Source organism: Rathayibacter sp. AY1B8 (genome assembly GCF_002932775.1).
In the GTDB taxonomy this organism is placed as follows: domain Bacteria; phylum Actinomycetota; class Actinomycetes; order Actinomycetales; family Microbacteriaceae; genus Rathayibacter.
In genome coordinates this window covers 144,008-156,346 of record NZ_PSWJ01000002.1, presented here as the reverse complement: position 1 = coordinate 156,346, position 12,339 = coordinate 144,008, and the positions used below count along the sequence as shown (strand labels likewise).

Genomic DNA, 12,339 nt, shown 5'->3' with positions numbered 1-12,339 from the left:
AGCCGATGAGTCTCGCCGTCCGCGTCATCCCCTGCCTCGACGTCGCCGCCGGCCGCGTCGTGAAGGGCGTCAACTTCCAGAACCTGCGCGATGCGGGCGACCCCGTCGAGCTCGCCCGCCTCTACTTCGAGCAGGGCGCCGACGAGCTGACCTTCCTCGACGTCACCGCCACGGTCGACGACCGCTCGACCACCTACGACGTGGTGCGGGCGACCGCCGAGCAGGTCTTCATCCCGCTCACGGTCGGCGGGGGCGTGCGCAGCGCCGAGGACGTCTCGCGACTGCTCGCGCACGGCGCCGACAAGGTGGGCGTCAACTCCGCCGCGATCGCCCGGCCCGAGCTCCTCGGCGAGATCGCCGACGTCTTCGGCGCGCAGGTGCTCGTGCTCTCGCTCGACGTCAAGCGGAGCGACGCCACGGCGTCCGGCTTCGTCGTCACCACTCACGGCGGACGCCGCGAGACCGAGCTCGACGCCCTGGCCTGGGCGGCCGAGGCCGTCGAGCGCGGCGCCGGGGAGCTGCTGGTCAACTCCATCGACGCCGACGGCACCAAGCAGGGCTTCGACCTCGAGCTGATCGCCGCGATGCGCGAGCTGAGCTCCGTGCCCGTCATCGCCTCTGGAGGCGCCGGTGCCGTCGAGCACTTCGCTCCGGCCGTCGGCGCGGGGGCCGACGCCGTGCTCGCCGCCTCCGTCTTCCACAATCGCGAGCTGACGATCGGCGACGTCAAGCGCTCGCTCGCGGCCTCCGGGATCGAGATCCGATGACCCCCGCCGAGCTCGACGCCGTCCTGGACCGCGCCGCCTTCGATCCGACCGGGCTCCTGCCCGCGATCATCCAGCAGCACGACACCCGCGAGGTGCTCATGATGGGCTGGATGGACCGCGAGGCTCTCCGGCGCACCCTCACCGAGGGCCGCGTCACCTTCTGGTCGCGCTCGCGCCAGGAGTACTGGCGCAAGGGCGACACGTCCGGGCACGCGCAGTACGTGCGGGGTGCCGCCCTCGACTGCGACGCCGACACCGTGCTGGTCCAGGTCGAGCAGATCGGCGCAGCCTGCCACACGGGCGAGCACGCCTGCTTCGACGTCGACCCCCTCGTGCCGTTCACCGGCCTCGGCCCGGCGGAGTGAGCATGAGCGGACGGCGGCTGAAGTACACGGCGATCCTCGGGGTCGTGCTGCTCGCCGCGCTCGAGCTGACCGCCTCCACCCAGACCTGGTCCACGCTGACCCTGGCCGCGATCGAGGGGGAGGGCCAGCGGATCGACGTGGCCGGGACCGTCGCCGCGCCCGCGCTCTCCGCCCTGGCGCTCGCGGGCCTCGCTCTCGCCGCGGCCCTCGCCATCGCCGGCCCCGTCTTCCGGATCGTGCTCGGTGTGCTCCAGGCCGTCCTCGGCGCCTCGGTGGTGCTCGCGGCCGCGACGGCACTGGGCGACCCCGTGCGCGCCGGCGCCTCGCTGGTCACGGAGGCGACCGCCATCGCGGGGGAGCAGTCCGTCGCCGCGCTCGTGGCCTCGTCCTCCGCGACGGCCTGGCCCGTCGTCGCCCTGGTCTGCGGCGTGCTCACCGCGCTGCTCGGGATCGGCGTCCTCGCGACCTCGCGCCGCTGGCCGGGAGCGGCGCGGAAGCGCGCGTCCCGCTTCGAGCCCGCCGACGGCTACGGCCACGGCGCGTCGACCGTGCAGACGGACGACGGCGACATCGACCCGGTCGTCTCGTGGGACGAGCTCTCGCGCGGCGACGACCCCACCTCGGGCCGCTGACACCGGCCGGGGTCGTGTCCGGCGGTCCGGCATCCCCGCCTCCTGCAGGCGGCTGCACAGGCGAGTCCGGGGCCGGGCGCTCAGGCGCCTCACGCTAGACTGCTCTGGTCCCGATGCACCCCCAGGAGGAGACCCATGAGCACCGAGCACGACGACGACAACCACGGCCACTCGCCCGCAGCGTGGACGGCCGTCGTCATCATGCTGGTCGGATTCACGATCGGCACGATCGCGTTCTGGTTCGACGTGCCCCTGGTGGTCTGGCTCTCGGCCGGCCTGGTCGTGGTGGGTCTGCTCGTGGGCATGGGCATGGCCAAGGCGGGCTACGGCGTCAACGGCGCGAAGGCGAACCCGAAGGCGCGCGCCTAGGTGCTCGCCGACCTCACCGCCGGCGCCCTGGCCGACGCGGCCCGGCGCCGCGAGAGCGCCCCGCTCGAAGCCGTCGAGCGCCGCGCGCTCGCCCAGGCGCCCGCCCTCGACGCCCTGGCCGCTCTGGCCCCCGCCGAGCGCGTCAGGATCATCGCCGAGGTGAAGCGCGCCAGCCCGTCGCGCGGAGCCCTCGCCGACATCCCCGTCCCCGCCGAGCTGGCCGGACAGTACGAGCTCGGGGGAGCGAGCGCGATCAGCGTCCTCACCGAGGAGCGCCGCTTCAAGGGGTCCCTCGCGGACCTCGAGGCGGTCCGCGAGCGCGTGTCGATCCCCGTCCTGCGCAAGGACTTCGTCGCCGAGCCGTACCAGGTCCTCGAGGCCCGCGCGGCCGGAGCCGACCTGGTCCTCCTCATCGTCGCCGCGCTCGAGCAGCCCCTGCTCGCCGAGCTGCACGCCCTCGTGCTCGAGCTGGGGATGACCCCGCTCGTCGAGACGCACTCGGCCGACGAGCTCGAGCGGGCCGCCGACCTCGGCGCGAGGCTCATCGGCGTGAACGCCCGCGACCTCTCCACCTTCCAGCTCGACCGCGACCTCTTCGGCCGCCTCTCCGAGCGCTTCCCCGACGACGCGGTGAAGGTGGCCGAGTCGGCCGTCCTCACCGCCGACGACGTCGCGCACTACCGCGGCTCCGGAGCCGACGTCGTCCTCGTGGGCGAGGCTCTCGTCACCGGCGGCGACCCCGTCTCCACCCTCGCCGGCTTCCTGGCGCACTGACCACTCCGATAGGCGGTACCCCCATGGCACTCCGGGATGAACTCGGCCCCTACTTCGGCGAGTTCGGCGGACGCTACGTCCCCGAGTCCCTCGTCGAGGCCCTCGACGAGCTGAGCGCCGAGTACGAGCGCACGAAGGTCGACCCCGCGTTCGCGGCCGAGCTGATGGAGCTGCACCGCAGCTACACCGGCCGTCCGTCGATCATCACCGAGGTGCCGCGGTTCGCCGAGCACGCCGGCGGAGCGCGGATCATCCTCAAGCGCGAGGACCTCAACCACACCGGCTCGCACAAGATCAACAACGTGCTGGGCCAGGCGCTGCTCACCAAGCGGATCGGCAAGACCCGCGTCATCGCCGAGACGGGAGCGGGCCAGCACGGCGTCGCGACCGCCACGGCCGCCGCCCTGTTCGGCCTCGACTGCGTGGTCTACATGGGCGAGGTCGACACCGAGCGCCAGGCCCTCAATGTCGCCCGCATGCGCCTGCTCGGCGCCGAGGTGATCCCCGTGACGACCGGCTCGCGCACCCTCAAGGACGCGATCAACGACGCGATGCGGGACTGGGTGACGAACGTGGGCACCACGAACTACATCTTCGGCACCGTCGCGGGCCCGCACCCGTTCCCGGCCCTCGTCCGCGACTTCCAGAAGATCATCGGCGAGGAGGCGCGCGAGCAGGTCCTCGAGCTCACCGGCTCGCTGCCCACCGCGGTCACCGCCTGCGTCGGCGGCGGCTCCAACGCGATGGGGATCTTCCACGCCTTCCTCGACGACCCCGAGGTCCGCCTCGTCGGCTTCGAGGCCGGCGGCGACGGGATCGAGACCCCCCGCCACGCGGCGACCATCAGCAAGGGCCGCCCCGGCGTCCTGCACGGCGCCCGCAGCTTCCTCCTCCAGGACGAGGACGGCCAGACCGTCGAGTCGCACTCGATCTCGGCCGGCCTCGACTACCCGGGCATCGGCCCGGAGCACGCATGGCTCTCGAGCATCGGCCGCGCCGACTACCGCGCGGTCACCGACTCGGCCGCGATGGACGCGCTCATGCTGCTCAGCCGCACCGAGGGGATCATCCCGGCGATCGAGTCCGCGCACGCGCTGGCCGGCACGCTGGAGCTCGGGCGCGAGCTCGGCCCCGAGGCCACCATCCTGGTCAACCTCTCGGGCCGCGGCGACAAGGACATGACGACCGCTGCGCACTACTTCGGCCTCATGGACCAGGGCGCGGTGCAGTCGTGAGCGGCCGCGGACCGAGCGTCGCCGAGACCGTCCGGCGCCGGAACGAGGAGGCGGCGGGCGCCCTGATCGGCTACCTCCCCGTCGGGTTCCCCGACCTGCCGACCAGCATCGACGCCGCCGTGGCCATGGCGGAGAACGGCGTCGACGCGATCGAGCTCGGTCTGCCCTACTCCGATCCGGTGATGGACGGACCCGTCATCCAGGAGGCGACCCAGGCCGCCATCGCGGGCGGCTTCCGCCTCCGCCACGGCTTCGAGGCCGTCCGCGAGATCCGGGCGCGCGTCGACGTGCCGGTCCTGGTGATGACCTACTACAACCCCGTCCTGCAGTACGGGGTCGAGCGCTTCGCCACTGATCTGGCCGAGGCCGGCGGGTCCGGCCTCATCACGCCCGACCTGATCCCGGACGAGGGCGCCGAGTGGCTCGCCGTCTCCGAGCGGCTCGGACTCGACCGCGTGTTCCTCGCGGCGCCGTCCTCGACGGACACGCGCCTGCGCCAGGCCGTCGACTCGAGCCGTGGATTCGTCTACGCGGTCTCGACGATGGGCATCACCGGCGCGCGCACCGACGTCGACTCCGCGGCCCGCACCCTGGTCGACCGCCTCCGCGCCGCCGGCTCCGAGAGCGCGTGCGTCGGCCTGGGCATCTCAACCGGCGAGCAGGTCGCCGAGATCCTCGCCTACGCGGACGGCGCCATCGTCGGATCCGCCCTGGTGCGGGCGCTGGCGTCCGGCGGGGTCGACGCGGTCGCCGAGACCTCCCGCGGCCTCGCCGAGGGCACCCGCCTGCGCTCCGCGCGCTGACACCCTCCCGCTACAATCGGGATGCCCACCGGGGCGCGGCAGAGCCGCGCCCGGGGGACCCCCTCCTTCGAAAGGTCGAGTACCGGTGTCCGTACCGCTGAGCATTCCGAGCCCCCCCGACGCGTGGAGTCAGTACGACCTCACGATCGGCACCTTCACGCTCGCGATCCACACCTACGCGCTCTGCATCCTCGCGGGGATCATCGTGGCGACGATCATGACGAACCAGCGCCTCAAGCGCCGCGGCGCGGAGCCGTGGGTCGTGCTCGACATCATCATCTGGGCCGTGCCGCTCGGCATCGTCGGCGCCCGCGCCTACCACGTGCTCACCCACCCCGGCGACTACTTCTACGACGGCGCCGACCCGTGGGAGGTCGTCCGCATCTGGAACGGCGGCAACGCCATCTTCGGCGGGCTGATCGGAGGCGCGGTCGGCGCGTTCATCGGCTGCCGCTGGACAGGAGTGCGGTTCTGGACCTTCGCCGACGCCCTCGCCCCCGGCATGCTCGCCGCGCAGGCGCTCGGGCGTCTGGGCAACTGGTTCAACCACGAGCTCTTCGGCCTGCCCACGACCCTGCCCTGGGGCCTCGAGATCGAGACCACCAACCCGGCCTTCCCCGTCGGCCTCCCGGCGGGCACGCTCTTCCACCCGACCTTCCTCTACGAGATCCTCTGGAACGTCGTCGGCATCGCGGTCATCCTCCTGCTCGAGCGCCGTCTCAAGCTGCAGTGGGGCACCGTCTTCGCCGCCTACCTGATCTGGTACGGGATCGGCCGCGTCTGGTTCGAGTCCATCCGGATCGACCCGAGCGAGTTCTTCTGGGGCATCCGCACCAACGTCTGGGCCGCGCTCATCGCCGTGGTCATCGGCCTGGTCCTCGTGGTGATCCAGAAGCGCGAGCACCCGGGCGCCGAGCCCTCGGCCTACCGGCCGGGTCGCGAGTGGACGCCCGCTCCGGCTGCGGTAGAATTCGAGGACGTCGAGTCCGACTCCGACGACACCACCACCCCTGCTTCCGGCACCGACGCCGAGAAGCCGGCGGTCTCCCGCACCTGACGGAGGTCGCGGAGCCTCCGCGACCGCCTCCCGGGTGCCCGACACCTCCACGACCGCCCCATCGCGGCGCAGCCACGAGCGCTGCCGCGGGCGGGTCGTCGTGCAGGCACCGCCGGCGGCGCGCGACGCTCGCGCCACGGCAGAACCCTGCGGCCCTCCCGATCGGGGAGCCGCTCCTCCTCCACCACCGCGGGCCAGTGACGTCCCGATCAGCCATCACCCCCGTGAGGACGGTTCCCATGGCCTCCGCCCAGCCCTCGACCCCGGCCCGCGCCGTGCCCTTCCTGGGCATGCCGCCGGCGCAGGGGATGTACGATCCGGCCGCCGAGAAGGACGCGTGCGGTCTCGCGATGGTCGCCACCATGCGCGGCACCGCCGGCCACGACATCATCGACGCCGCGCTGAACGCGCTGCGCAACCTCGAGCACCGCGGCGCCGTCGGCTCCGACGCGGGAACGGGCGACGGCGCGGGGATCATCACGCAGATCCCGGACGAGTTCCTCCGCGCGGTCGCTCCCTTCGAGCTCCCGCCGCTGGGCCAGTACGCGGTGGGCAACGCCTTCCTCCCGGTGGACGTGTTCGAGCGCGAGCGGGTCAAGTCGACGATCGCCGACATCGCCCGCGAGGAGAACCTCGCCGTGGTCGGCTGGCGCTCCGTGCCCGTGCAGCCCGACGAGATCGGCACGCTCGCCCGGGCCGCCATGCCGGCGATCGAGCAGCTGTTCATCCGGAGCGAGCTGACCGACGAGAGCGGCACGCCCCTCTCCTCCGTGCGCCTCGACCGTCTGACCTTCCGCCTGCGCAAGCGCGTCGAGCGCGAGCTCGAGGTCTACTTCATGTCGCTCTCGAGCCGCACGCTCGTCTACAAGGGCATGGTGACGACGCTCCAGCTGGAGCCGTTCTACCCGGACCTGTCCGACGAGCGCTTCGCGTCGAAGCTCGCGCTGGTGCACTCCCGGTACTCCACCAACACCTTCCCGTCGTGGCCGCTCGCTCAGCCGTTCCGGATGATCGCGCACAACGGCGAGATCAACACGGTGCAGGGCAACCGCAACTGGATGCGCGCGCGCCAGTCGCAGCTGAAGAGCCGCGAGCTGGGCGACCTGGCCCCGCTGTTCCCGATCGTCTCGCCCGGCCGCAGCGACTCCGCCTCGTTCGACGAGACCGTCGAGCTGCTCAACCTGGCCGGCCGGTCGCTCCCGCACGCGGTCATGATGATGGTGCCGGAGGCCTGGGAGAACCAGGACGGCGCGCTCGACCCGAAGCGCCGCGCGTTCTACGAGTACCACTCGATGCTCATGGAGCCGTGGGACGGCCCGGCCGCGATCGTCTTCACCGACGGCGAGCTCGTCGGCGCCACTCTCGACCGCAACGGGCTCCGCCCCGGCCGCTACGTCGTGACCGACGACGGGCTCGTGGTGCTCGCCAGCGAGATCGGCGTGCTCGACATCGACCCCGCGAAGGTGGTCCGCAAGGGACGCCTGCAGCCCGGCCGCATGTTCCTGGTCGACACCGAGCAGGGCCGCATCGTCGAGGACGAGGAGATCAAGGGGCAGCTCGCCGCCTCCGGTCCGTTCGAGGAGTGGCTCGAGAAGGGCCGCATCAACCTCAAGGACCTCCCCGAGCGCGAGCACATCGTGCACACGCCCGCCTCGGTCAACCGCCGCCAGCGCACCTTCGGCTACACCGAGGAGGAGGTCCGCCTCCTCCTGCTGCCGATGGCGCGCGCCGGTGCGGAGCCGCTCGGAGCGATGGGCTCGGACACCCCCGTGGCCGTCCTGTCCAAGCGCCCCCGCCTGCTCTTCGACTACTTCACGCAGGCCTTCGCGCAGGTGACGAACCCGCCGCTGGACTCGATCCGCGAGGAGGTCGTGACCTCGCTCCGCCTGGGCCTCGGCCCCGAGCGCAACCTGCTGACCGCCGGTGCCGAGCACGCGCGCCAGGTCGTCCTCGACTTCCCGGTCATCGACAACGACGAGCTCGCGAAGATCCAGCACATCGCGCCGCGCCCGCTGAGCCACATCACCACGACGATCCGCGGCCTGTACCGCGTCGACGCGGGACCCCGCGCGATGCAGGACCGCATCGACGAGATGTGCGACGAGGCCGACGAGGCCATCGCCGCGGGAGCGCAGTTCCTGGTGCTCTCGGACCGCGACTCCACCAAGGACCTCGCGCCGATCCCCTCGCTGCTGATGCTCGCCGCCGTGCACCACCACCTCATCCGCACCGAGAACCGGATGCGAGTGGGGCTCGTGGTCGAGGCGGGCGACGTCCGCGAGGTGCACCATGTGGCGACGCTCATCGGCTACGGCGCCTCCGCGGTCAACCCGTACCTGGCGATGGAGACCTGCGAGGACCTCGTCCGCAGCGGCATGCTGTCGGACGTCTCGCCGGAGAAGGCCGTGAAGAACGTGATCAAGGCGCTCGGCAAGGGCGTGCTGAAGATCATGTCCAAGATGGGCATCTCCACCGTGTCGAGCTACGCCGGGGCGCAGACCTTCGAGGCCGTCGGCCTCAGCCAGGCGTTCGTCGACCAGTACTTCACCGGCACCGTCTCGAAGCTCGGCGGCATCGGCATCGACGTCGTCGCCGAGGAGAACGCCGCGCGTCACCGCGCCGCGTACCCCGAGGACGGCGCGATCGTCGCGCATGAGCGCCTGGCGGTCGGCGGCGAGTACCAGTGGCGCCGCGACGGCGCCCCGCACCTGTTCAACCCGGACACGGTGTTCCGCCTGCAGCACTCGACGCGCAACCGCCGCTACGACGTCTTCCGCGAGTACACGAAGATGGTCGACGACCAGGCGAGCTCGCTGATGACCCTCCGCGGCATGTTCAAGCTCGACACCGCGGGGCGCACGCCGATCCCGATCGACGAGGTCGAGCCGGTCGAGGCGATCGTCAAGCGCTTCTCGACGGGCGCGATGAGCTACGGCTCCATCTCGCCGGAGGCGCACGAGACGCTCGCGATCGCGATGAACCGCCTCGGCGCCAAGTCGAACACCGGCGAGGGCGGCGAGGACACCGAGCGGCTGCTCGACCCGGAGCGCCGCTCCGCGATCAAGCAGGTCGCCTCGGGCCGCTTCGGCGTCACGAGCATGTACCTCACCCACGCGGACGACATCCAGATCAAGCTCGCCCAGGGCGCCAAGCCCGGCGAGGGCGGTCAGCTGCCGCCGACGAAGGTGTACCCGTGGATCGCGCGCACCCGGCACGCGACCGCCGGCGTCGGCCTGATCTCGCCGCCGCCGCACCACGACATCTACTCGATCGAGGACCTCAAGCAGCTGATCTTCGACCTCAAGCGGGCGAACCCGTCGGCGCGCATCCACGCGAAGCTGGTCAGCCAGTCGGGCATCGGAGCGGTCGCCGCCGGCACCGCGAAGGCCCTCGCCGACGTGATCCTCGTCTCGGGTCACGACGGCGGCACCGGCGCGAGCCCGGTGAACTCGCTCAAGCACGCGGGCACGCCCTGGGAGCTCGGCCTGGCCGAGACCCAGCAGACGCTGATGCTCAACGGCATGCGCGACCGCGTGGTCGTGCAGGTCGACGGCCAGATGAAGACCGGTCGCGACGTCGTCATCGGCGCGCTGCTCGGAGCCGAGGAGTTCGGCTTCGCGACGGCTCCGCTGATCGTCGAGGGCTGCATCATGATGCGCGTCTGCCACCTCGACACCTGCCCGGTGGGCGTCGCGACGCAGAACCCGGAGCTGCGCCAGCGGTTCTCCGGCAAGCCCGAGTTCGTCGTCAACTTCTTCGAGTTCATCGCCCAGGAGGTGCGCGAATACCTCGCGCAGCTCGGCTTCCGGAGCGTCGACGAGATCGTCGGCCACCGCGAGCTGCTCGACGTCGACCAGGCGATCGAGCACTGGAAGGCGAGCGGGCTCGACCTGACGCCGATCCTCGTCGGACCGGTCTTCACGGCGGAGGAGCCGCGCCGCCACGGCCGCGCGCAGGAGCACGAGCTCGAGCACCACTTCGACAACGAGCTGATCCGCCTCGCGGCGAACGTGCTCGACCACCGCGGCACCGTGCGGATCGAGCGCGAGATCAAGAACACCGAGCGCGCCGTCGGCACCATGCTGGGCCACGAGGTCACTGTCCGATTCGGCGAGAACGGCCTGCCGGCCGACTCCATCGTCGTGTCGCTCCGCGGCTCGGCCGGGCAGTCGCTCGGAGCGTTCCTCCCCGCCGGCATCACGCTGCGGCTCGAGGGCGACTCCAACGACTACGTCGGCAAGGGCCTCTCGGGCGGCCAGATCGTGGTGCGGCCGGACCGCCGCAGCACCTTCGACGCCTCGACGAACGTGATCGCGGGCAATGTGATCGGCTACGGGGCGACCCAGGGCACGATGTTCATCCGCGGGATGGTCGGCGAGCGCTTCCTGGTCCGCAACTCCGGCGCCACCGCGGTGGTCGAAGGAGTGGGCGACCACGCGCTCGAGTACATGACCGGAGGCCTGGCGGTGATCCTCGGCGAGACCGGGCGGAACCTCGGCGCCGGCATGTCGGGCGGCACGGCCTACATCCACGGCCTGCGCCGCGAGCTCGTGAACCGCGACGCGATCGCCTCCGGCGAGCTGACCCTCTCCGAGCTCGGCAGCGCCGACGTGGAGATCCTGCGCGATCTGCTCGAGCGGCACGTCGCGGAGACCGAGTCGACCCTGGCCCAGGGGATGCTCGACGATTTCGACGGAACGGTCTCGCGTTTCGTCAAGGTACTGCCCCGCGACTTCGCCGCGGTGCTCGCGACGCGCGCATCCGCTGTGGAGGAGGGGCTCGACCCCGACGGCGACGTCGTCTGGGGACGGATTCTGGAGGTGACCGGTGGCTGATCCCAAGGGGTTCCTGAAGGTGCAGGACCGGGAGCTGCCCAAGCGGCGTCCCGTGTCCGTCCGCCTGATGGACTGGAAAGAGGTCTACGAGCAGGGCGACTCCGCCGTGCTGCGCCGGCAGGCGGGCCGCTGCATGGACTGCGGCATCCCGTTCTGCCACAAGGGCTGCCCGCTGGGGAACCTGATCCCCGAGTGGAACGACCTGATGTGGCGCGGCGAGGGCCGCCAGGCGATCGAGCGCCTGCACGCGACGAACAACTTCCCGGAGTTCACGGGCCGGCTCTGCCCGGCGCCGTGCGAGTCGTCCTGCGTGCTCGGCATCAATCAGCCCGCCGTCACGATCAAGCAGATCGAGGTCTCGATCATCGATCAGGCCTTCGGCAACGACTGGGTGCAGCCGCACCCGCCGGAGCGCCTGACCGGCAAGACCGTCGCGGTCGTCGGCTCCGGCCCGGCGGGGCTCGCCGCCGCTCAGCAGCTCACCCGCGCCGGGCACACCGTCGCGGTCTACGAGCGCGACGACCGCATCGGCGGCCTCCTGCGCTACGGGATCCCGGACTTCAAGATGGAGAAGAAGCACCTCGAGCTCCGCCTGAACCAGATGAAGGCCGAGGGCACCCGGTTCCGCGCGGGCGTCGACATCGGCTCCGACATCACCTGGGACGACCTGCGGGCGCGCTACGACGCGGTCGTGGTCGCCACCGGCGCTCTCGTGCCGCGCGACCTGCCGATCCCGGGGCGCGACCTCGACGGCGTGCACTTCGCCATGGAGTACCTCGTGCAGTCGAACCGCGCGATCGCGGGCGACCGCGTCTTCGAGCAGATCTCGGCCGAGGGCAAGCACGTCGTCGTCCTGGGCGGAGGCGACACCGGAGCGGACTGCATCGGCACCGCCCACCGCCAGAAGGCCGCGTCGGTCACGAACCTGGCGATCGGGCAGCAGCCGCCGTCGCAGCGCCCGGACAGCCAGCCCTGGCCGATGGACCCGACCGTGTTCGAGGTCTCGAGCGCCCACGAGGAGGGCGGGGAGCGGATGTTCCTCGCGTCGACCGTGGAGTTCCTCGCGAACGAGGGCGGCGAGGTCCGCGCGGTGCGCGTGGCCGAGACCGAGTACCTCGATGGGCGCCGCGTCCCCAAGGCGGGCACCGAGCGCGAGATCCCGGCCGACCTGGTCCTGCTCGCCCTCGGCTTCACCGGCCCGGAGGCGGACCATCTCGGCCGTCAGCTCGACGTCCCCTTCACCGAGCGCGGCAACGTCGCGCGCGGCGACGCCTTCGAGACCTCCGTCCCCGGCGTCTTCGTGGCCGGCGACGCCGGGCGCGGCCAGTCCCTGATCGTCTGGGCGATCGCGGAGGGCCGCTCCGTCGCGGCCGAGGTCGACCGCTACCTCGAGGGCACGACCCAGCTGCCGGCGCCGGTCGGCCCCAACGACCGGGGCTTCACGCTCTAGTCCCCGGGACGCGATAGTCTCGGCCCGCCAGCAATCAGCTCACCCTCCCCGC

Annotated in this window: 10 protein-coding genes; all 10 read left to right on the top strand. The window is 71.9% G+C overall.

Features of this window, described 5'->3' with window-relative positions:
* Nucleotides 1-5 precede the first annotated feature (5 nt).
* The 10 genes from hisF to C5C63_RS02255 all read left to right on the top strand — a co-directional run bounded on the left by hisF (nucleotide 6) and on the right by C5C63_RS02255 (nucleotide 12,287).
* Nucleotides 6-767 (top strand): imidazole glycerol phosphate synthase subunit HisF, encoded by a 762-nt coding sequence (gene hisF, locus C5C63_RS02295; protein WP_104325426.1) that lies wholly within the window; start codon nucleotides 6-8, stop codon nucleotides 765-767.
* Nucleotides 764-1,132 (top strand): phosphoribosyl-AMP cyclohydrolase, encoded by a 369-nt coding sequence (gene hisI / locus C5C63_RS02290; RefSeq protein WP_104292126.1) that lies wholly within the window; start codon nucleotides 764-766, stop codon nucleotides 1,130-1,132. The genes hisF and hisI overlap by 4 nt, the downstream gene beginning before the upstream one ends.
* Nucleotides 1,133-1,134: 2 nt before the next feature.
* A complete protein-coding gene (locus tag C5C63_RS02285; protein WP_104292125.1) occupies nucleotides 1,135-1,764 on the top strand; it encodes a Trp biosynthesis-associated membrane protein in 630 nt (209 codons plus the stop codon).
* Nucleotides 1,765-1,899: 135 nt separating this feature from the next.
* On the top strand, nucleotides 1,900-2,133 hold the full coding sequence (locus tag C5C63_RS02280) for a DUF6704 family protein (protein ID WP_104221860.1): 234 nt from the start codon (nucleotides 1,900-1,902) through the stop codon (nucleotides 2,131-2,133).
* A complete protein-coding gene (gene trpC / locus C5C63_RS02275; RefSeq protein WP_104221862.1) occupies nucleotides 2,134-2,907 on the top strand; it encodes an indole-3-glycerol phosphate synthase TrpC in 774 nt (257 codons plus the stop codon).
* Between the two features lie 23 nt (nucleotides 2,908-2,930).
* Complete coding sequence (gene trpB, locus C5C63_RS17210; RefSeq protein WP_104225310.1) at nucleotides 2,931-4,142, top strand: tryptophan synthase subunit beta; 1,212 nt, start codon at nucleotides 2,931-2,933, stop codon at nucleotides 4,140-4,142.
* A complete protein-coding gene (trpA, locus tag C5C63_RS02270; RefSeq protein ID WP_104232657.1) occupies nucleotides 4,139-4,945 on the top strand; it encodes a tryptophan synthase subunit alpha in 807 nt (268 codons plus the stop codon). Before trpB ends, trpA begins: the two co-directional genes overlap by 4 nt.
* 85 nt (nucleotides 4,946-5,030) lie before the next feature.
* On the top strand, nucleotides 5,031-6,002 hold the full coding sequence (gene lgt / locus C5C63_RS02265) for a prolipoprotein diacylglyceryl transferase (RefSeq protein WP_258065369.1): 972 nt from the start codon (nucleotides 5,031-5,033) through the stop codon (nucleotides 6,000-6,002).
* Between the two features lie 239 nt (nucleotides 6,003-6,241).
* Nucleotides 6,242-10,837, top strand: coding sequence for a glutamate synthase large subunit (gene gltB / locus C5C63_RS02260; protein ID WP_104232656.1), 4,596 nt, complete (start codon nucleotides 6,242-6,244; stop codon nucleotides 10,835-10,837).
* Nucleotides 10,830-12,287, top strand: coding sequence for a glutamate synthase subunit beta (locus tag C5C63_RS02255; protein ID WP_104221867.1), 1,458 nt, complete (start codon nucleotides 10,830-10,832; stop codon nucleotides 12,285-12,287). Before gltB ends, C5C63_RS02255 begins: the two co-directional genes overlap by 8 nt.
* The last annotated feature ends 52 nt before the right edge of the window (nucleotides 12,288-12,339 follow it).

Coding starts and splice junctions, on each gene's coding strand:
- hisF (WP_104325426.1), top strand. CDS start 6: ATGAGTCTCGCCGTCCGCGTCATCCCCTGCCTCGACGTCGCCGCCGGC.
- hisI (WP_104292126.1), top strand. CDS start 764: ATGACCCCCGCCGAGCTCGACGCCGTCCTGGACCGCGCCGCCTTCGAT.
- C5C63_RS02285 (WP_104292125.1), top strand. CDS start 1,135: ATGAGCGGACGGCGGCTGAAGTACACGGCGATCCTCGGGGTCGTGCTG.
- C5C63_RS02280 (WP_104221860.1), top strand. CDS start 1,900: ATGAGCACCGAGCACGACGACGACAACCACGGCCACTCGCCCGCAGCG.
- trpB (WP_104225310.1), top strand. CDS start 2,931: ATGGCACTCCGGGATGAACTCGGCCCCTACTTCGGCGAGTTCGGCGGA.
- gltB (WP_104232656.1), top strand. CDS start 6,242: ATGGCCTCCGCCCAGCCCTCGACCCCGGCCCGCGCCGTGCCCTTCCTG.